Origin of the sequence: Komarekiella delphini-convector SJRDD-AB1 (assembly GCF_014831675.1) — a bacterium.
Classification (GTDB): domain Bacteria; phylum Cyanobacteriota; class Cyanobacteriia; order Cyanobacteriales; family Nostocaceae; genus Komarekiella.
The window spans coordinates 79,490-99,445 of sequence record NZ_VJXY01000014.1 but is presented as its reverse complement, the minus strand read 5'-3'; the positions used below and the strand labels follow the sequence as shown (position 1 = coordinate 99,445).

Here is a 19,956-nt window from a genome sequence, read left to right as displayed (position 1 = left end):
CTACATGAATCTCTTTCATCCTTCTAGTTTAGGAGTTAGACTAAGCCAAATGGAAAATCTTGAACCAACAGGAACAGGGACTAGGGACTGGGAACTGGAGACTGGGAAGGAATTTTCCCAATCATGCCAGTTCGCCAAAGTCGAGCAACCCGCCCATACGACTGGCTCCCCAGTACCTAATCATGCCACTTGCTTTCCGACGCAAGGCGACAGGAACGCAGTGGCTCCCCAATACACAATCGCCAATGAAGACGCAGCTACCCCAAAAATACAATTGCTTTTGTATTTGATTCCGGTTATTGGCTTTTTTCCATCCCTGTGGACTCTCTATCGCCGTCAGGGAAGTCGGGAACAACTTGCCACTAGTCGTCTGTCTATTACTTTGGCATCAGCTTGGCTCTTGGGATACCTATTGTTAGCAACCGGAGCAGCAACTTCAGATTTATTCACACTGCGTCTATTCATTCTTAATAGCTTTCTCACCTCTGGTTACTTTTTAATAAGTGTCTGGTTAATTATTCGTCTACTCCAAGGTAGATCTAAGCGCTTACCAGGGTTTAGCAACTTTGCTGAGCGGATGCTAGGCAAGTACTTGTCTTAATTAATTTGTAGAATTTACAGTATTTTTACTCATCATTTTGGCAAATCACGGATGATTTCCCATGTAGCTGGTCAAATCCAGTTTATTATTGCCATACTTCAATAAAAACATTTCTAGATTTGCCCAAAAAAAGAATAAATGCTGCTATAAGTGTTTTGGTTGAAACAACAAAGAAAAAGTTAGCACTAATAATTAAGAGTTAGCTATTATGGGTTGATTTATCTACATATTTTGAGTCTGTAAATTTACCGAATTTGATCAGTAAGTGTGAGGAAGTTTGTGACCATTCAAAGAAGTTCGGCAGAAGAAAACCAATCGGGAAAAGCCTCAAAGTCCAGCAACAAAAATTCCCAGAAATCAAAATCAGGACGTTGGTTGTGGTTTTGGGTAGGTATGAGCGGGATTGCAATGGTGTCAGCAACAGCAGGGGCACTATTGGCAGTATCTTTGACTAGTACCCCTTTGCAACAAGCTCAGCTAAGCCCACAGGAGGAGGCGGTATTTGATAGCGATCGCATCTCTGGAGGTGGACTGCGATTTTCGGAATTAACTCGTCCAGTCAATCTCTTAGTTATGGGGATGAGTGTACTCCCACCAGATGTTCAAAACCCTCCCACCGAAACCCAAAATCTCGGATACCTGCCCCAGGTAAACTCCTTTGATGGTCTTGCTGATGTCATGCTTTTGCTGAAATTTGATCCAGATACTAAAAAGGTAGCCATGCTCTCTATTCCTAGAGATACCCGTACAGAAATAGAAGGGTATGGTGTCAAAAAAATTAACGCCACCAATGTTGAAGGCGGGCCAGCTTTGAGTGCTAAAACTGTCAGCAATCTCTTGGGTGGGGTGGGAATTGATCGCTATGTCAGGATTAACGTTCTGGGAGTTGCCAAGTTAATTGATGCTTTAGGTGGCGTAACAGTGTTCGTCCCCAAAGACATGAAGTATCAAGATGATTCTCAGCATCTATATATCAATTTGAAAGCAGGCAAGCAACATCTCAACGGTGATCAAGTACTGCAATTACTGCGGTTTCGCCATGACGAACTAGGAGATATTGGGCGGATTCAGCGGCAGCAAATGGTGATGCGTGCTTTGATGGATCAGGCACTCAACCCCGCTACTGTGGCACAATTGCCGAAAGTTCTCGACGTAGTTAAAGAACATATCGACACCAATTTGACAGTTGAAGAGTTAGTAGCGCTGGTGGGTTTTGGAGTGCGAACAAATCGCTCCAATATGCAAATGCTAATGCTACCAGGTCGTTTTAGCGAGAAGACTGAGTATGATGCTAGTTATTGGCTGCCAAACAGAGATAATATTGCCAAACTCATGGCTCAGCACTTTGGTTTGGAATCAGAGCAAGGACAGCAAATAATTGATCCAGCTTCTTTGCGAGTAGCAATTCAAGATAGCACAGGTGGCGATCGCTCTAACCTCCGACCATTAATTAGAGCTTTGGAAAAAGCTGGATATCGTAACATCTACGTGTCTAAACCTTGGGGTGAACCTTTAGAAGAAACTCACATTGTTGCCCAACAAGGAGATGGCGACAGCGCCGAGTCAATTCGTAACACTTTGGGATTCGGTGAGGTGCGAGTGGAAAGTACTGGCAATATTGGCTCGGATATTAGTATCCAAGTGGGTCAAGATTGGTTGCAACAAAAAGCTATCTTTGACAAATCTGATAACCCTTAAGCTTTGTCTCTACTGGACATCAAGATTGTCTAATATCAAAATTTGTAAACAAAAAGGCGTGAGGTTTTCCTTACGCCTTTATCTTACTCACTTTTAAAATGTCATTTATTGCTGTCATTACATTAGTATCTACCAAGCATCAGCTTTACCTTCTTTGTAAGGATCACCTGTAAAAGGTTGTACTCCAATTACAGGATAAGCATCATCAGTAGGGCCAAAAATCCGCATAAAGGCTTCAGAAATATACTGGATTATACTAGCAAGCATTTTGGAAAAAGCCATAATATTAGACTCCTTTTTTCAAGTCGCTTTAAATCCTAATGTCTATACTTTAGTTCTAATATTCTTGGCTAGCTCTCACTCTCAACAAATTGAGAATCTCTGCAATGTTTATTCAGATAACTTTGTAATACTTTAATTTGTCAAAAAGTCAAACTTTTCTCTTTGATTCTAACTATAACTTAATCTCCTTATTACTAACTATAACTATTAAAAAATATTAAATAATCGATAAAGTTAGTATTAATTAGCCTGTAATTACACTGTTTTACAGCAATATCTTGGATAAATTCTCCAGTAGTTGACATTATTTATGGTAAATCCTACCATAAATAAAAGAAGCATTCTTATAAGGAAGCTCTTGCATGACAACTTTCCCAGATTTGGACTATGTACATACTAATAATCAGCGACAGCAAAGCCACCCAAACCAAGAACTAAACATCTGTGCGGATGACTACAGCCTGCTGACTGACCTTTACCAGCTGACAATGGCAGCTTGTTATACAGGCGAGGGTATAGAAGAACGACGGGCAAGCTTTGAGTTGACCGTTAGGCGCTTGCCAGAAGGTTTTGGTTATTTAATTGCAATGGGTCTAGCACAAGCTTTGGAATATTTGGCAAAATTCCGCTTTAGTGCCTCTCAAATCGCGGCTTTGCAGGCGACGGGAATTTTTGCTCACGCTAGCGATCGCTTTTGGTCACTGCTCGCAGAGGGACAGTTTACCGGGGATATTTGGGCAGTACCGGAAGGGACAGCAGTGTTTGCAAATCAGCCAATATTGCGAGTGGAAGCACCACTTTGGCAAGCGCAACTAGTAGAAACTTATCTACTAAATACCATTAACTACCAAACCTTGATTGCTACAAGGGCAGCAAGGTTGCGTGATGTAGCGGGGGAGCAAGCAACACTCTTAGAATTTGGCACAAGACGGGCATTTAGTCCGCAAGCTTCGTTGTGGGCGGCGCGGGCGGCTTTGGCTGGTGGGTTGGATTCCACTTCCAATGTGTTAGCAGCGCTACAACTCGGACAGCAGCCAAGTGGTACGATGGCACACGCTTTAGTGATGGCGCTGTCAGCAATAGAAGGATCTGAAGACCAGGCTTTTAGTGCTTTTCATCGATATTTTCCGGGTGCGCCATTGTTGATAGATACTTACGATACAATTGCTGCTGCCCAGCGCTTAGCTGAAAAAGTAAATTCCGGGGAAATGAAATTAACAGGAGTGAGGCTGGACTCAGGAGATTTAGTTACCTTATCAAAACAGGTGCGATCGCTCCTTCCTAATGTGCCAATTTTTGCTAGTGGCGACTTGGATGAGTGGGAAATTGCTAGGCTGAAAGCAGACGGAGCCGAGATTGATGGTTATGGTCTGGGAACGCGACTAGTTACAGGTTCCCCTGTGAATGGAGTCTATAAACTCGTAGAAATAGATGGCATTCCAGTTATGAAACAGTCGAGTGGAAAGGTGACTTACCCAGGGCGCAAGCAGATTTATCGCTCGTTCATAGGAAATAAGGTCAAAGCAGACAGGTTGGGATTAATAGGTGAAAGTTCTCTTGAAGAACAACCTTTGTTGCAGTTGGTAATGCAGGATGGTCAACGGGTGCAACCGCTAGAGACTTTGGCGGCAATTCGCCAACGTACTGCCGCCTCAGTTGCCAGTTTGCCACAGGAGACAAGGCATTTGAGAAATCCTGTAGGGGTGCAAGTGGAGATTTCTACCATGTTGCGGGTTTTAACTGAGGAGACTAAGAAACGAACTGCAAAGGCGCTGAAAACACAGAGGTGAATTCTGATACTAAATCAGTAAAAGGTGAAAGTACTCTAACCATCCTCTATCCAGGCTTTTTCAGTGTGTCTTAATTACGAATTACGAATTAGTATGAGAATTGCTTTGTTTGGTACTAGTGCTGACCCACCAACTGCTGGACATCAGACCATTCTAAGATGGTTGTCTGAGCGTTATGATTGGGTAGCAGTTTGGGCAGCAGATAATCCATTTAAGTCGCATCAAACGCCTTTAGAACATCGCGCAGCAATGTTGCAATTGTTGATTGCGGATATCGATGCGCCACGGCACAATATTGCTTTGGAGCAGAAATTGAGTAGCTTTAGAACACTGGAAACGGTGGAGAAAGCGAAAGTCAATTGGGGAGAGGACGCTGGGTTGACGTTGGTAATTGGTTCAGATTTACTGAGTCAGTTACCACGTTGGTATCGCATTGAAGATTTGTTACAGCAAGTGCAACTACTAATTGTGCCGCGACCGGGATATGCAATAGATGAATCTAGTTTGAAGGCAGTAGAAAAGCTGGGAGGAGAGATTGCGATCGCCTCTCTTACCGGACTAGATATTTCCTCAACAGCATATCGCGAACATGGAGATTCTGAAGCCCTCACACCCCCTGTAATTGCCTATATTCATCGAGAGCATTTGTACAAGTGCCAGGACGCAACCAAAAAAAGATTTCAACTGCGCTAAACCAACAACTTTTGGCCGATTTCAAGGTTGGAGTTGATAATGTAATTTTTTCTGTAGATACTACACAAAATCGGCTGTTAGTTCTATTAGTAATGCGACAGCAAGAACCATTTTTAAATCATTGGAGTCTTCCCGGTACTTTGGTGCGTCCAGGAGAGTCTTTAGAGGATGCCGCCTATCGGATTATGGCGGAGAAAATTCGAGTAAAAAATCTCTATTTAGAACAACTGTATACCTTTGGGGGCCCCAATCGCGATCCACGAGAAGCAATCGATAGTTATGGTGTGCGTTATCTATCAGTTAGTTACTTTGCCCTTGTGCGATTTGAAGAAGCAGAATTGATTGCCGATCGCGTCGCTGGTATAGCTTGGTATCCGGTGAAACAAGTGCCGCAATTAGCTTTTGATCATAATGAAATTTTGGCCTATGGGCACAGGCGTTTGCGAAATAAATTGGAGTATAGTCCGGTAGCTTTTGAAGTTTTACCAGAAATGTTCACCTTAAATGATTTATATCAGTTATACGCCACAGTTTTAGGGGACAATTTTTCCGATTATTCTAATTTCCGGGCGCGTTTACTCAAATTGGGTTTTCTGTGTGATACCGGAATAAAAGTATCGCGGGGTGCTGGTCGTCCGGCTAGTTTATATAAGTTTGATGCTGAGGCTTTTGCTCCTTTGAAGGATAAACCGTTGGTGTTTATTTAATGAACCGCTAAGATGCCAAAAATGCCAAGTTATGAAAGAACCAAACGACTGTTCTAATATTCAAGAGATTCGTATTTGTATTGATACAATTGATCGGCAAATTATCTCAGATTTTAGAAAAAGATTTGAATACGTAAAAGCCGCAGCAAAGTTTAAAACTGATGAAACAAGTGTCAAAGCCTCAGAAAGGTTTAACACTATGTTGCAGCAAAGACGACAATGGGCTGAAGAAGCAGGATTAAGCCCAGATGTAATTGAAAAAATCTATCAAGATTTAGTCAGCTACTTTATTGACGAAGAATTAAAACATTGGCTATCTAAATAAAAGCTAAATTAGCCGCTTTTTTCCAATCCAAAATATTAAGTATAACAGCCAATATGAAAATTGCGATCGCTCAAATTAATCCGACAATTGGTGACTTACCAGGAAATGCCCAAATAATTTTGGAAATGGCACAACGAGCAGCTGCAAAAGGGGTACGTTTATTGTTGACGCCAGAACTTTCTTTGTGTGGCTATCCACCAAGAGATTTATTACTAAATCCCAGTTTTGTGGAAGCAATGGGTATTACCTTACAACAATTAGCCAGAGATTTACCACCTAAGTTAGCTGTGTTGGTGGGAACTGTTGAACAACATACAAAAGCTCACGTAACTGGTGGTAAAACATTATTTAATAGCATAGCTTTATTAGAGAATGGTCAAGTCAAACAATTCTTTTATAAGCGACTTTTACCAACATACGATGTGTTTGACGAAAACCGCTATTTTGAACCAGGATTACAAGCTAATTATTTCACACTAGATAATATTCACATTGGCGTAACTATTTGCGAAGATTTATGGAATGATGAAGAATTTTGGGGCAAACGTAGTTATGCTGTGAATCCAATTTCTGACTTAGCAATTTTGGGTGTGGATTTGATTGTAAATTTGTCTGCTTCGCCTTACAGTGTCAGCAAACAGCAGTTTCGAGAAACATTGCTTAGTCATAGTTCGGTGCGTTTTCAACAACCAATTATCTATGCGAACCAAGTTGGAGGAAATGATGACTTAATTTTTGATGGTCGTAGTTTTGCCTTGAATCGTCAAGGAGAAATTATCTGTCGCGCCCGTGGATTTGAAACGGATTTAGTAGTGGTTGAATTTGATGAAGCGCAGCGGGATTTGCAGTTAGGTGCTGTGACACCTGCGTATGAATCAGAAGATGAGGAAATTTGGCAAGCTTTGGTTTTAGGAGTGCGAGATTACGCCCGTAAGTGTCGCTTTTCTAAAGTAGTGCTGGGTTTAAGTGGGGGGATTGACTCTGCATTAGTAGCAGCGATCGCAACTACTGCACTCGGTAAAGAAAATGTCTTGGGTGTGCTTATGCCTTCACCCTATAGTTCTGAGCATTCAATCAGCGATGCTTTCGCTTTAAGCGAAAATTTGGGGATAAAGACCAATATTTTACCGATTGGCGATTTAATGCAAGGCTTTGATCGAACCTTAGCCGACTTGTTTGCAGATACCGAGTTTGGATTAGCAGAAGAAAATATACAATCCCGAATTCGCGGTAATTTATTAATGGCGATCGCTAACAAATTCGGCTATCTCCTGCTATCTACTGGTAATAAGTCAGAAATGGCAGTCGGCTACTGTACTCTCTATGGCGATATGAATGGCGGTTTGGCAGTAATTGCTGATGTTCCCAAAACCCGCGTTTATTCACTTTGCCATTGGTTAAATCGCAATGGTGAAATTATTCCGCAAAACATTCTGACTAAAGCACCCAGCGCTGAACTCAAACCAGGTCAAGTAGATCAAGACTCTTTACCGCCCTACGAAATTTTGGATGATATCTTGCAACACCTGATTCATAACCACCAATCAGCAGCACAAATTGTTGCAGCTGGACACGACCCAGTGATTGTAGATAGAGTCATCCAGATGGTTGCGCGTGCTGAATTTAAAAGACGACAAGCACCCCCCGGATTGAAAATCACCGATCGCGCCTTTGGTACAGGTTGGCGAATGCCTATTGCTAGTAACTGGGTTGCTGTCAAAAATGCCTACCAGACGAAAACAGTTCCTAAGCCTACCTTAGTCTGCTGGGATGGACAAGATGCTCATCCACGAATCAAGTAGTTAGACATCTTGTAAAAATTCTGGTTATAAAAAGGCGTTGGGAAAACCCATTCCTTCTCGATAGGTGATGAAAGACGCCTTTTTAGGCCGTTGACAGTCAACAGTCAACAGTCAACGTGAAATCTCATCCCCTTCTATGGGTGGGATGAGCTTAATACCCATTACTTATTTTCTAAAATATTAGACTTCTTGCTTTATTTTATACAAAATATTAATTTTTTTAGAGTCTATAGTAAAATTTTTGACATCTTCTCGTGTATGAGAGTATAGTTTCAAACAACATCGGTATCAAAGGTGATGTTTGTACTTATATGCATAGTAGTATAAAATACATGCATTGCAAATAGATAGTGGTATGCATGAGCGCTTCTTTTAGGGTTAAGAAGTTTTCCCTCACTGCTATTTCCAAAGTTGGAAATGTAGTTTCCACTTATGACGATGCCTACCTGATGACTTGGACTTATTCTTTTAGTTTGAGACTTACGCATGCTATACGAATTCTCGGCGTTATTGGCGTCTGGGTGAAGCAGTCCAGTCTTGGGGAGCCACTGTGGTCTTGGAGGTTTCCCCCAAGGCGAACGATAAATTCAGCTTTTTGGGGATTTTTGCGTAATTCCTATATCTATAGTTGTTAGGTAAATATGAAATTTTGCAGTCACAGGAGCATGTGAAAGAAGAGATTACAGCTTTTTCACATAATTATCTTTTTGTTAATGCATAAGTCGTAGGTAAATGAATACAGGTGCAATATGAAACTACAAGATTTTTTGGGAAAAGAGGAGAAATGGGGATTTGAGGCGATCGCTCAGGATACAGATTTGTCTCGTCAGATTCAAATCCTGTTAATTGGCTTGGGTCTTTTAGAGCCTCCATCTGATGGTAAATTTGGCCCGGTTTCTGTAGCAGCCCTCAAAAAATTTCAAGACTTAACAAAGACTGAAGAAAACGAATTTTTAGGAACAGTTACAGCTAAAAAACTCATTGAAACTAAACCAGAGGAACTACCCAAACCACCTTTAAAATTAGGTAGTGACATTGCCAGCAAGATTATCAAATATATGCAGGCAAAAAACTATCAGGTGTTTACCAACCTTAGAGAATACAATATTGTTTATATAGAAGGAATTAACGAAGACTGGAGCCTCAATAGTGATCCACCCAATCAATTTAATGATCGGCGGATTGTTATTGAAGTAGTAGATGGTATTCCCAAAATTGTCAATCACTGGCAAGCTACTACTGAACCAGGTAGATACTATACCTTAAATCCTATGAATTCTGGAGGAGCTGCCAGAATTAAATTTGGGCAATACAAAGCTTGGGCTGTGGGGTCGCATGGTAATGCAGATCGTCATCAAGCATTAGTACAAGTTGCGCCCATTACTGTTCACCGAGATTTCAACAAAGACTTTCAACGGACTGGCGACAAACTTGATACAGGACTTTTTCTTGTAAATCAACACTGGGGTTATGATGCGCCTGCAAATGATATCAAGAATGCCAGTGCAGGTTGTTTAGTAGGACGTAGGCGTGAAGGACACCGAGAGTTCATGGCGATAATTAAACAAGACCGCCGTTATGTAAGCAATAATGATTATGTTTTCTATACTACAGTGATTCCTGGAGATGATTTATTGAAAACATTCCCACGATAAGGTAACAGGTAATGGGTAATTAGCAGCTAATCTATTACCTATTACTAGCCAATAGCTTTGCGGAACAAAACTATAATTCTTGTGACGCTTTTTGGCGCTTTATCCACCAGCCCATAATCCCAGCAACTACTGTACTGGCTACAGTAAGAGGTTCGGGAACCATTTCGCTTCTGCCGGATGCAATGTTAATTTCTTCACGTCTCGCAAAAGAATATAATATCTTGCCTTGCTCTAAAAATATTTCAGCTTCATTGTAGGAAAAACTCGGAAAGCTAAAGTTAGGTATAGTTTCTCCCACAAAATTTTGTGTATCAAAGTTTATGTTAAAAACTGCTAAATGAATGTTATAATTGTTGTTAATTGTTTCTAACTTTTGATATAGGAAGTTAAAGGCAAGAACATTACTAAAAGTATCGTTACTGGCTGCCAAAGAATTTGTATAGAAAGATTCATCATTGGAAGCTAATGTGTATACAATATTTCCCAAATAGTTACGTAAATTAAAATTCCAATTTGTCATACTCCTTTCATCATCAAGTTCACCTACTTCAAAAGTTCCATCAAAAAAGCCATTTTGCAACTGCGAAGCTATTCCTTCCTCACTCACAATAGCTTGTGGGGCAAATTTTCCCGAAACCCTAAATTGTGCAGCACTAACAGAAGCAATCCCCATATTACTCAACACGGCAACTCCTAGGGTTGCACTTGCAGTTACCATTGATAATTTCATAAGTAGATTAATAGTCATTGATTTGATTTCTCCAAAGCAAAAGTACACAAACTACAGCAATGCGTTATCCTCTCAGCAGCTAGAAATGCCGGGAAATGCACCCTGATTATTTAAAAAAATGACTGATTAACAGTACCAGGACTTACGCAAAATCATGAAAGAACGTAGACGCGGAGCGGCTTGCCGTAGGCTACCGCTAAGGACGCATTCGCGCAGCGTCTCGTCAGAGAAGGACACAAAGAAATAATAGTTTCAGAGAGTTCTTGCGTAAGTCCTAAGTACTTAGATGCACTGTCTAAGTTGGGTGCGTCCACCGAAAGTATTTGTATATTGGTCAAATGGTGTGTAATTTTATGGTAAACAACGACAAGTATTTTAAAATTGCAATTTTCTTAAACTTTAATTGATTATCAAAATGCCAGTAGCATTTTGATAAAGCAACAGCTATGAAACATCTTTACCAAAGAAATATATATTATTTATTATTTTTTTATTTATAAAATTAATCTGCTAATAAGTTTTAACTAAAGCAGAGTGAAGCTTTATACTTTTATAATTACTGAAATGTTTTCGTATAAAATTTTAGGCAATATTATTTCTAAATAATAACTATTTTTGTCTTCTTAAGTATTCATGTACACAACAGGCTAGCAAGGAGCGATCGCATCTGACACAATAATCTTACTGTGATTGATCAACTCTTTGAGTCAAAGGATAAATGACTACTGCTGTCTTGCTAGAAAATATCTACAAGTTCTACAACAACGTCCCTGTAGTGAATGACCTCTCATTCACAATTGAAGCCGGGGAGATATTTGCTCTACTTGGCCCTAACGGTGCGGGTAAATCAACTACAATTCGGATGCTAACTACACTGACAAAACCGTCCCAAGGACGGATAGAAGTCGGTGGTTATGATGTAGTGAGTCAAGCCATACTGGCAAAACAGAGTATTGGCGTAGTTTTGCAACAAACTAGTGTAGATACTGATTTAACCGTATGGGAAAATATGGAGTTGCATGGAAGACTACATCACATAGCCAACCCGCAGCGACAGCAACTAATTCGTCAATGGCTAGAGTATGTTGAGTTAGCAGACAGACGCGATGATTTGGTAAAAACCCTGTCTGGAGGTATGAAACGACGCTTACAGATAGCGAGAGCTTTATTGCATCAACCGCAAATTTTATTTTTGGATGAACCAACGGTAGGATTAGACCCTCAAACCAGACGACGCCTTTGGGAAATTATTCGAGATTTGAATAAGCAGGGAATGACGATGCTACTCACAACCCATTACATGGATGAGGTGGAATTTTTGTGTGATGCTTTTGGTTCTACTCAGCCAGGACGCATCGGTATTATGGATAGCGGTAAACTGATTTCCTTGGGAACGCTAAAACAGTTGCACTCTGCTCACGGTGAAGGTTTGGTAATGAAGCAGTTGGGTATTAGCGAAGCAGGAAGTGATAGCGCACGTAACTGGGAATACCTGTTTTTCCCTTCTCTGGAAGAAGCGAACAACTATTTGAATGAACAGCCCGATAAAACCGGTATGATGGTGCGTCCCTCTAACCTGGAAGATATTTTTGTAGAATTAACGGGACGCCAGTTAGATTAAACCTCATCTTCCTAACTGTCTAAGCATTGCTTCTACCCTGTCTACGCCATCTCGATCATTGCGTCGCTTGTACAAGTCACGGGCTTTTTGGAGCACGCTACTCGCTTGTTTGGTTTGTCGTCGCTGTTTATACATCGTCCCCATCAACTCATAAGTCTGGGCATTGCTTCTATCTAGATTGACTGCTTGCTCGTATGCCCAAGCGGCTGCACCGTAGTCTCCTAAACGTGATTGCGTCACACCCAATCCTAAATAAGCATTAACATTATTGCGATTTAGTTGTATGGCACGACGATAGCCTTCTTTCGCTCCAGCGGTATCTCCCAAATTGGCTTTGATGTAACCCACCGCGTAATAAAAATCACTATTGGTGGGATTAATGGCAATAGCACGACGATAAGCAGTTAAAGCCGCTCGGTAATTTCCTTGTTGAGCGTGTAAGTAACCAATACCAGAATGAATTTTGGCATTCTTAGGAGCTAGGGTAGCTGCTTGTTGATAAACAGCGATCGCACCACTGTAATCGCCAGTATCTACCAACCTCCGTCCGTCCTCTAGTAGTTGCTTTAATTCTACGTTTCTGGCTTGTACCACCAATACTTGAGCCTGTGCGATCGCTGGTATAGTGACAGCAAAACATCCTGATAATAGAACACTAAATACTAATGATTTCGGCTTGTACACAGTAAATTTCCCGGTATTGTAGTGAATTTTTTTCTTGTACATTAAAACAAAATTATTGAGCTTTGAAAACTGTATTTATTCGCATTTATGAAATGTTAATAATTCATCCTATCTTTACCCTTGTTTACATACAGCATTATCTTCAGAGTTTTTACTGAACAATTCGATATAAGGTATAAATAATCAAGTACATTCTCCAAGATTGTTCAGGTATATGCCAAAAATATACTTTATTTACTCAGTAGTTATACTTGCCATTTGGAGTAACTCGATAGGTATCTCACTTACTTTTAGATAGACAAGACGCTTATCTATAGAAGTATTCAGCATTCATTCTTGGTGATAATTCATGTTTATTATTTAACTTGATAACTTACTCATGTATCCAATTTTTCCATATTTTTAATCATTTATGCTTTATCCTTTTTTTAGTCATCAAGCAAGTAAGATAAATCCAAAAAGCAAAATGTTCCTTCAAATTCTAAATCTTTACTTAAGATGACTGTAAAAATGAGATTATAGTGGCAAGACTAATCTAAAATTATATGGAATAGTGTTGATAAAATCTGTCTGCTTCTATACTCATAGAAGGCATGATCTCCATAAGTTAAGTCTCCTAAGCCAGACTTAATTGAGGTTTTGAAACTTGCATAGCTAAATTTTGTATGTGCAACCATGAGTTACAGTTGCTTAAGAATTTTTATAAACACTTGACAAAAATATCAACTATATACTGTTTGTGAGGCTAAGTTGTGATTATCACTACTACTGATGTGATTCAAGGAGCCGTTATTGACTCATATTTAGGCATTGTGACGGCGGAAGTAGTTTATGGTAGTAATTTTCTACGAGATTTTTTGGCTGGTATTCGAGACATTATCGGCGGTAGAACTGCTAGCTATGAGCGTCTATTTGAACAAGGTCAAAGAAAGGCTTTAGAAGAGTTAGAACAACGGGCACAACGTTTAGGAGCAAATGCTGTAATCGGTATTGAAATTGATACTGGCACAATCAATATTGATCAGTCAGGAGTTCTGTTGTTAATTACTGCTACGGGCACTGCTGTGAAAATGCGTTAACCTGAGCTTTGCTTTCTAATTAGTTTACTTCTAGTTTTTATGAAAAATGTCTACATCTTGTATCTATTCAGAATTAAAAATGATTTGCTACAGCAGTTAATAAGTGTATTTAAGTTTGCAAATTTATATGAAGAAAATATAAAAAGCTAAGATGAACTTTAAGGTTGAACTAAAAATTTTTGAATCCATATATAATCATTATTCCTAGAGATATAGTTATTAATTATTTCTATTGATAGATGTTAAAACTCCTGAGAACAATTTATTTTTAAACAATAAGCATCAATGTACCGGATGAAAAAAGTTTGCTGAAGCAGCAACGGAGAAAATAGACTATGTCATATGTAAATCGGGTAGGAAATTCCGATGTTGTTCCTCCTGACCCTGTGGTAGTGGGTCGAGTAGCTGAATATCATGATCTTGTTCGCTGGGGGCCGATTATTTCTGGCTTACTGGTTGCATTAGCTACTCAATTAATTTTGAGCGCTATTATTGGTGCGGTAGCAGCCGGCACTGTTGAAGGTTCAGGTGCACCCAGAACAATTGCACCTGACGCTGCCGGTAATGCGGGGCTTTGGTCAACCATTGCTTTATTGATTTCGCTGTTTACTGGCGGTTGGGTTACTGCTCGTGCTTGTGGGCCAATGAACCGCAACACAGCACTTCTCAACGGCGCAATTCTTTGGGCCACAACTTTGGCTGTTAGTTCATGGCTACTCGCAAGCGGAGTATCGGGTGCTTTCGGTGTTGCTGCTTCCAACGCTGGGGAAGTAATAAACCAGGTACAACAGCAAGGTGGTGTCAATGTACCACAAGCAAATGTAACTGCCCAACAAGCTCGTGAAGCGGCAGCTAATTTACGTTCAGGATTGTGGTGGTTTGTGTTCGGTTCCTTACTGGGTTTAATAGCCTCAATGATTGGAGCTGTAGCTGGAGCTCGCAGTCCACGTGCTACCACTTATAATACTTAAAACAATTGTCTAGAAACGCAATTGTGATGAATTTTAAAAGCACCTTTGATAAGGTGCTTTTTTATTTAAAATTAATATTACCACTTGAGATATGAAGCTTCAATTCCCTGCTCTCTCCTAATCTTGCCATCTTTTTCAAACCAGGCAATTATTTGCTGCGCTGTTAAATCCTCAATGGCAATATTGTATTCTTGAGCAATATGCTTCAAAAGCTTCAGTGATGAAATCGTCAATCTTGCTAAAAACTTTTCTGGAGAAGACAACAAAGCGGCGTCTACTGTTGCTGATTCGTCCAGGGTTAAAAACTGTGTTGACGGTTGCTGTGATGGTAAATCCATAAAATAAATTCTATTTAGAACTTAAAGGTTCATAAGTAATAGGTAATAGCTAATTAGTAATAGGTTTTACCACTTAGTTATTACCTGTATACTAAACTAGATATGAACACGAATTTACTTATTACACTTTTGCTTTCGAGCTTGTACCAAATAGCCACAACGATGTTCGCCGTTGATAATCCAGTGGGTACGCTCGATTATACAATCTGGTAGGACGGCAGCAAACATTTCTAGTTCATGACCACAAATGCTGGGAAAAGATTCGGCAACATTGGAAATCGCGCAGTGATGCTCAGTTAAAATAAAGCGATCGCCTAGCTTGTCCCCAGAAGTTTCATGTGAAGAATCAATATCTACAGAGTGACACTCTGCCATAAAACCTTCGGCTTTTCTTAGTTCGACTAACTTGGCAACACGTTCTTGCAGTGAACCGTTACCCAAATGATCGCGATATTCTTGGGCTTTGCGTTCCCACTGTTTTCGTAAAATCGAGCTAACTTGGTCGCGTCCAACGGTTTCTGCTAATGTATCCAGCAGAGAAACGGCAAATTCGCCGTAGCGATCGCCATAGTTACCGTTCATTGTCCGTTGCAGGCGATCGCGTCCCTGACGACTCAGGTGATAAACGTGCTGAGGACGCCCCATCCCTCGAACTTCAGATCTTTGTAAATCGTCGCTTTGAGTTTTTTGTGCCTGCACCGACGAGTACAAAACTAGTTCCTCCGCCTCCAAATCCTTGAGATGGCGACGAATTGCTTGGGGGCTGACATCTAAAACTTCGGCAAGCTCAAAAGCCGTTGCTTGTGAGTGTTTCAGAAGATATTCCAGGATATCTTGCTTCGTTGAGGACTGGTGGGTAGTCGCCATCTTCTGGTGCAGACGCTCCGCGAACGTCCCAAAAATTTCTGGGAAAATTTGACTTTAACAACATTGTTGTTGTTAATTTAGCGTAAAATGAATGAAGATACATTAAACAACATAGTTGTTGTTTTATTCTCCACCTCCATTCTAACAGCCGTGTAACCATTCCGTAACGCGAGATGGGAATCGGCTAAACCCAAACCCGTCTTCCATCCTTAAAGAGGCAGCGCGTTTCTTTAGTTCCCAAAGTTGTAGCGACTGCCATAGAGATTCAACTGAACACAGAACGTAAGAGACTATTACCGATGAGTGCCACTGTCAAAACCTTAGTCAACCAACCCTACAAGTACGGCTTTGTCACCGACATTGAGGCCGACACAATTGAGCGTGGACTAAACGAAGACGTTATCCGCTTGATCTCCGCTAAGAAGAACGAGCCAGAGTTCATGCTGGAGTTTCGCCTCAAAGCATATCGCCAGTGGCAAAAAATGACAGAACCAACTTGGCCGAGTGTCAAGTATCCACCAATAAATTATCAAGATATCATCTACTATTCAGCTCCGAAACAAAAAAAACCAAAGCTGAACAGCTTAGATGAAGTTGATCCAACCCTCTTGGAAACCTTCGAGAAATTGGGCATTTCCCTGTCTGAACAGAAGCGATTAGCAAACGTCGCTGTTGATGCGATTTTCGATAGTGTTTCTGTTGCCACAACTTTTAAGGAAAAGCTGGCAGAAGATGGAGTTATTTTCTGTTCAATTTCCGAAGCACTACAAGAACACCCAGAATTAGTAAAAAAATACTTGGGTAGTGTTGTTCCCGTTGCAGATAACTACTTCGCTGCCTTGAACGCCGCCGTATTCAGCGATGGTTCCTTCGTCTACATTCCTAAAGGCGTCAAATGCCCGATGGAACTGTCTACTTACTTCCGCATCAACTCAGGTGATACAGGACAATTCGAGCGGACTTTGATTGTCGCCGAAGAAGGTAGCTATGTTTCCTACTTGGAAGGTTGCACCGCGCCAATGTACGACAGCAACCAACTGCATGCCGCCGTCGTAGAACTCGTCGCTCTCGACAACGCCGAGATTAAATACTCCACCGTGCAAAACTGGTACGCTGGAGATGCTAACGGTAAAGGCGGTATTTATAACTTTGTCACCAAACGCGGTTTGTGCCAGGGTGTAAATTCCAAGATTTCCTGGACTCAAGTAGAAACAGGTTCGGCAATCACTTGGAAATATCCCAGCTGTGTTTTGGTAGGTGATAACTCTGTGGGTGAATTCTACTCAGTAGCGCTGACAAATCATATGCAGCAAGCCGATACTGGCACTAAAATGATTCACGTTGGTAAAAACACTCGCAGTACAATTATCTCTAAAGGAATCTCCGCAGGTAAATCTAGCAACAGCTATCGGGGTTTGGTGAAAGTAAACCCGAAAGCGCAAGGAGCAAGAAACTATTCTCAGTGCGACTCTATGTTAATAGGGGATAATGCTCACGCGAACACTTTCCCTTATATCCAAGTACAAAATAACACTGGAAAAGTGGAGCATGAAGCTTCTACTTCCAAAATTGGGGAAGATCAGCTGTTTTACTTCGCTCAACGGGGCATTTCCTCAGAAGACGCAATTTCGATGATGATTAGCGGCTTCTGCAAAGATGTTTTCAGTCAACTTCCGATGGAGTTTGCTGTAGAAGCTGATAAGCTATTGAGTCTGAAGTTAGAAGGCAGTGTCGGGTAATGTTGAAGTTTACCTCTGTGTCTCTGTGTCTTAGTGGTTCACTTCACCACCCTCTGGGTTCACCAGTCGCCTACGGCGGGAAACCCGCCTACAGCGCTGGTTCACTAAGACACGAAGGCACTAAGAAAGAAGAGAAGGGAGAGAACATGATTATTGAAAATAGCGAAGTTGTGCTGTCGGTAAGAGATCTGACGGCTACAGTTGATGGGACACCGATTCTCAAGGGTTTGAATCTTGAGGTACGTTCTGGTGAAATCCATGCAATTATGGGGCCGAATGGTTCTGGTAAGAGTACCTTCTCTAAAGTGTTGGCTGGGCATCCGGCGTATGAGGTAACTGGCGGTGAGATAATTTTCCAAGGGCAAAATCTGCTGGAATTAGAACCGGAGGAACGGGCAAGAGCTGGTGTGTTTCTGGCGTTTCAATACCCGCTAGAAATTCCGGGTGTCAGTAATTTGGATTTTTTGCGAGTGGCTTACAATTCCCGTCGCAAGGCACAGGGTTTAGAGGAATTGGATGCCTTTGATTTTGACGATTTAATTGAGGAAAAGCTGGATGTGGTAAAGATGAATCCCGCTTTTCTTAGTCGCAGTTTAAATGAAGGGTTTTCTGGTGGCGAGAAGAAGCGAAACGAAATTCTGCAAATGGCGCTGCTGGAACCGAAATTAGCAATTTTGGATGAAACTGATTCGGGTTTGGATATTGACGCTCTCAAAATTGTCGCAAGTGGGGTAAATCAGCTGGCGAGTCCAGAAAATGCCACAATTTTGATTACTCACTACCAACGGTTGCTTAACTATATTGTTCCTGATTACGTGCATGTGATGGCAAACGGGCAGATTCTTTTGTGCGGTGGTAAAGATTTGGCACTGGAGTTAGAAGCTCGTGGTTATGACTGGATTTTGAAAGATGCTGCGACTGAGGTGGGTGTGTGATGACTATTCAAGTATCTCCTAGTCCCATTCCTAACTCTGATGCTGGCATGACATCTATGCTGGATAAAGATGGCTATCTAACTGGATTGCTAGAGCAGGTAATAGCAACAAAAACAGAGGGTTGGTTGCAGGAATTACGCGATGGCGCTGCTAATTGGGTACGTCACTCGAATATTCCCACCAATCGCGAAGAAGAATGGCGATTTACTGATTTATCATCTCTGCGACAAGTTCAATTTCAAGTAAAGACGCAATCAATACCAACCGATATTCCAGCGTTGATACCCGAAGCTGCTAACAGTCGTTTGGTGTTTGTTAATGGCGTTTATGCGCCTGAGTTATCAGCAGTTGCAGATTTGCCAGATGGTGTTGTAGTAAGTAATTTGGCTGGGTTGCCTGAATCTGAGCAAGAGGGTGTTAAGCAGTATTTAGCTCAAGCTGAGGGAGCGCAGGAAGTGTTTACTGCGCTTAACACCGCTGGGATAACTGATGTGGCTGTGGTTTGGGTGGGGAAGAATGTAGTAGTTGAGACGCCAATTCATCTGCTGTTTATTTCGGATGTTGGTGAGACGCCGACGATTTCGCAGCCACGTTGTTTGGTGGTGGCGGAAAGTGGTTCGCAAGTAAGTTTGATTGAAGAGTATACGAACCGCAGCGGAAAGTCTGAGCGCCGGCTTCCGGTGAACAGAACTTTCCAAGACAGAGGTGCAGAGAGCACAAAGGAAGGGAGGGTTTACCTGACAAATGCGGTTACGGAAATTTGGATTGCTGACAATGCTCAGGTGAGTCACACTAGGGTTGAGCAAGAAGGTGCAGAGGCTTTTCATATAGGGAAGACTGCGATCGCTCAAGCTCGTGATAGTCGATATACTTGTCACGCAATAACTTTAGGTGCAAAGTTATCGCGGCACAATTTAGAGATTTTGCAAACTGGTGAGCAAACAGAAACTCACCTCAATGGTTTGACAATGATTTCTGGTAAGCAGTTGGCGGATACTCACAGTGCGATCGCACTCAACTATCCTCACGGCACAAGCAAGCAATTGCATAAGTGTATTGTAGGCGATCGCGCTCATGCAGTGTTCAATGGCAAAGTTTTTGTTCCTAAGCCAGCACAGTTGACTGATGCAGCCCAATTGAATCGGAATTTGCTGCTATCATCTAAAGCCAGAGTTGATACTAAACCCCAATTGGAAATTACAGCAGATAACGTTAAATGCGCTCACGGTGCTACCGTCAGCCAGTTGGAGGATGATGAAATATTCTATCTGCAAAGCCGAGGAATTGATGAAGATGATGCTAGGAGTTTGTTAATTAATGCCTTCGCCGCCGAAATCATCAACCAAATACCAGTTCCATCTTTGCAAGAAATCCTGTTAAACACTGTCAATAGTCTGAAGTCTTTATCTAATGACTAATGACTAATTATTAATTACTAT

Annotated in this window: 19 protein-coding genes; 14 read left to right on the top strand and 5 right to left on the bottom strand. The window is 41.3% G+C overall.

Features of this window, described 5'->3' with window-relative positions:
* The first annotated feature begins 238 nt into the window (after window positions 1-238).
* Both FNW02_RS14745 and FNW02_RS14740 read left to right on the top strand, forming a co-directional pair.
* Complete coding sequence (locus tag FNW02_RS14745) at window positions 239-601, top strand: hypothetical protein (protein WP_431356811.1); 363 nt, start codon at window positions 239-241, stop codon at window positions 599-601.
* Between the two features lie 279 nt (window positions 602-880).
* Window positions 881-2,299, top strand: a complete 1,419-nt coding sequence (locus tag FNW02_RS14740; protein ID WP_191758286.1) for an LCP family glycopolymer transferase — start codon at window positions 881-883, stop codon at window positions 2,297-2,299.
* A gap of 129 nt (window positions 2,300-2,428) precedes the next feature.
* Here the strand turns inward: FNW02_RS14740 and FNW02_RS14735 are convergent, their stop codons facing one another.
* Window positions 2,429-2,581, bottom strand: a complete 153-nt coding sequence (locus FNW02_RS14735; protein ID WP_191758285.1) for a nicotinate phosphoribosyltransferase — start codon at window positions 2,579-2,581, stop codon at window positions 2,429-2,431.
* A gap of 362 nt (window positions 2,582-2,943) precedes the next feature.
* On the opposite strand from FNW02_RS14735, the gene FNW02_RS14730 reads away from it, so the two are divergent.
* The 6 genes from FNW02_RS14730 (at window position 2,944) to FNW02_RS14705 (ending at window position 9,553) form a co-directional block, all read left to right on the top strand.
* Window positions 2,944-4,371 (top strand): nicotinate phosphoribosyltransferase, encoded by a 1,428-nt coding sequence (locus FNW02_RS14730; RefSeq protein WP_191758284.1) that lies wholly within the window; start codon window positions 2,944-2,946, stop codon window positions 4,369-4,371.
* Between the two features lie 93 nt (window positions 4,372-4,464).
* Window positions 4,465-5,064 (top strand): nicotinate-nucleotide adenylyltransferase, encoded by a 600-nt coding sequence (locus FNW02_RS14725; RefSeq protein ID WP_191758283.1) that lies wholly within the window; start codon window positions 4,465-4,467, stop codon window positions 5,062-5,064.
* Entirely contained in the window at window positions 5,025-5,771 is a 747-nt protein-coding gene (locus tag FNW02_RS14720; protein WP_191758282.1) for an NrtR DNA-binding winged helix domain-containing protein, read from the top strand. The genes FNW02_RS14725 and FNW02_RS14720 overlap by 40 nt, the downstream gene beginning before the upstream one ends.
* A gap of 31 nt (window positions 5,772-5,802) precedes the next feature.
* Window positions 5,803-6,096, top strand: a complete 294-nt coding sequence (locus FNW02_RS14715) for an isochorismate lyase (RefSeq protein ID WP_191758281.1) — start codon at window positions 5,803-5,805, stop codon at window positions 6,094-6,096.
* Window positions 6,097-6,149: 53 nt separating this feature from the next.
* Window positions 6,150-7,898, top strand: a complete 1,749-nt coding sequence (locus FNW02_RS14710; protein ID WP_191758280.1) for an NAD+ synthase — start codon at window positions 6,150-6,152, stop codon at window positions 7,896-7,898.
* Between the two features lie 749 nt (window positions 7,899-8,647).
* Window positions 8,648-9,553, top strand: coding sequence for a peptidoglycan-binding protein (locus FNW02_RS14705; RefSeq protein WP_191758279.1), 906 nt, complete (start codon window positions 8,648-8,650; stop codon window positions 9,551-9,553).
* Window positions 9,554-9,623: 70 nt separating this feature from the next.
* Here the strand turns inward: FNW02_RS14705 and FNW02_RS14700 are convergent, their stop codons facing one another.
* Complete coding sequence (locus FNW02_RS14700; RefSeq protein WP_191758278.1) at window positions 9,624-10,301, bottom strand: hypothetical protein; 678 nt, start codon at window positions 10,299-10,301, stop codon at window positions 9,624-9,626.
* Between the two features lie 700 nt (window positions 10,302-11,001).
* Here FNW02_RS14700 and FNW02_RS14695 point away from each other — a divergent pair.
* Entirely contained in the window at window positions 11,002-11,904 is a 903-nt protein-coding gene (locus FNW02_RS14695) for an ABC transporter ATP-binding protein (RefSeq protein WP_191758277.1), read from the top strand.
* 3 nt (window positions 11,905-11,907) lie between these two features.
* Here FNW02_RS14695 and FNW02_RS14690 read toward each other — a convergent pair whose 3' ends face one another.
* Entirely contained in the window at window positions 11,908-12,588 is a 681-nt protein-coding gene (locus tag FNW02_RS14690; protein ID WP_191758276.1) for a tetratricopeptide repeat protein, read from the bottom strand.
* Between the two features lie 752 nt (window positions 12,589-13,340).
* Here FNW02_RS14690 and FNW02_RS14685 point away from each other — a divergent pair.
* Both FNW02_RS14685 and FNW02_RS14680 read left to right on the top strand, forming a co-directional pair.
* Entirely contained in the window at window positions 13,341-13,667 is a 327-nt protein-coding gene (locus FNW02_RS14685) for a YbjQ family protein (protein WP_162397781.1), read from the top strand.
* Window positions 13,668-14,002: 335 nt separating this feature from the next.
* Window positions 14,003-14,638, top strand: coding sequence for a hypothetical protein (locus FNW02_RS14680; protein ID WP_191758275.1), 636 nt, complete (start codon window positions 14,003-14,005; stop codon window positions 14,636-14,638).
* 77 nt (window positions 14,639-14,715) lie between these two features.
* Here the strand turns inward: FNW02_RS14680 and FNW02_RS14675 are convergent, their stop codons facing one another.
* On the bottom strand, window positions 14,716-14,976 hold the full coding sequence (locus tag FNW02_RS14675) for a hypothetical protein (RefSeq protein WP_191758274.1): 261 nt from the start codon (window positions 14,974-14,976) through the stop codon (window positions 14,716-14,718).
* Window positions 14,977-15,090: 114 nt separating this feature from the next.
* On the bottom strand, window positions 15,091-15,843 hold the full coding sequence (gene sufR / locus FNW02_RS14670) for an iron-sulfur cluster biosynthesis transcriptional regulator SufR (protein ID WP_191758273.1): 753 nt from the start codon (window positions 15,841-15,843) through the stop codon (window positions 15,091-15,093).
* A gap of 299 nt (window positions 15,844-16,142) precedes the next feature.
* On the opposite strand from sufR, the gene sufB reads away from it, so the two are divergent.
* From sufB to sufD, 3 genes are all read left to right on the top strand, one after another.
* Window positions 16,143-17,582: a Fe-S cluster assembly protein SufB gene (sufB, locus tag FNW02_RS14665; protein ID WP_191758272.1), complete on the top strand. Its 1,440-nt coding sequence runs from the start codon at window positions 16,143-16,145 to the stop codon at window positions 17,580-17,582.
* A 146-nt stretch (window positions 17,583-17,728) separates the two neighbouring features.
* Window positions 17,729-18,517, top strand: a complete 789-nt coding sequence (gene sufC / locus FNW02_RS14660; RefSeq protein ID WP_191758342.1) for a Fe-S cluster assembly ATPase SufC — start codon at window positions 17,729-17,731, stop codon at window positions 18,515-18,517.
* Window positions 18,517-19,935 carry a Fe-S cluster assembly protein SufD gene (sufD, locus tag FNW02_RS14655; protein ID WP_191758271.1) on the top strand — a complete coding sequence of 473 codons (1,419 nt, stop codon included), beginning with the start codon at window positions 18,517-18,519 and terminating at the stop codon, window positions 19,933-19,935. Before sufC ends, sufD begins: the two co-directional genes overlap by 1 nt.
* Window positions 19,936-19,956: the final 21 nt, after the last annotated feature.

Excerpts from the sequence above, each read along its gene's own strand:
- sufC (WP_191758342.1), top strand. The coding sequence starts at position 17,729 with ATGATTATTGAAAATAGCGAAGTTGTGCTGTCGGTAAGAGATCTGACG.
- sufR (WP_191758273.1), bottom strand. The coding sequence starts at position 15,843 with ATGGCGACTACCCACCAGTCCTCAACGAAGCAAGATATCCTGGAATAT.
- FNW02_RS14695 (WP_191758277.1), top strand. The coding sequence starts at position 11,002 with ATGACTACTGCTGTCTTGCTAGAAAATATCTACAAGTTCTACAACAAC.
- FNW02_RS14705 (WP_191758279.1), top strand. The coding sequence starts at position 8,648 with ATGAAACTACAAGATTTTTTGGGAAAAGAGGAGAAATGGGGATTTGAG.
- sufD (WP_191758271.1), top strand. The coding sequence starts at position 18,517 with ATGACTATTCAAGTATCTCCTAGTCCCATTCCTAACTCTGATGCTGGC.
- sufB (WP_191758272.1), top strand. The coding sequence starts at position 16,143 with ATGAGTGCCACTGTCAAAACCTTAGTCAACCAACCCTACAAGTACGGC.
- FNW02_RS14700 (WP_191758278.1), bottom strand. The coding sequence starts at position 10,301 with ATGACTATTAATCTACTTATGAAATTATCAATGGTAACTGCAAGTGCA.
- FNW02_RS14715 (WP_191758281.1), top strand. The coding sequence starts at position 5,803 with ATGAAAGAACCAAACGACTGTTCTAATATTCAAGAGATTCGTATTTGT.
- FNW02_RS14680 (WP_191758275.1), top strand. The coding sequence starts at position 14,003 with ATGTCATATGTAAATCGGGTAGGAAATTCCGATGTTGTTCCTCCTGAC.
- FNW02_RS14675 (WP_191758274.1), bottom strand. The coding sequence starts at position 14,976 with ATGGATTTACCATCACAGCAACCGTCAACACAGTTTTTAACCCTGGAC.
- FNW02_RS14710 (WP_191758280.1), top strand. The coding sequence starts at position 6,150 with ATGAAAATTGCGATCGCTCAAATTAATCCGACAATTGGTGACTTACCA.
- FNW02_RS14725 (WP_191758283.1), top strand. The coding sequence starts at position 4,465 with ATGAGAATTGCTTTGTTTGGTACTAGTGCTGACCCACCAACTGCTGGA.
- FNW02_RS14735 (WP_191758285.1), bottom strand. The coding sequence starts at position 2,581 with ATGGCTTTTTCCAAAATGCTTGCTAGTATAATCCAGTATATTTCTGAA.
- FNW02_RS14730 (WP_191758284.1), top strand. The coding sequence starts at position 2,944 with ATGACAACTTTCCCAGATTTGGACTATGTACATACTAATAATCAGCGA.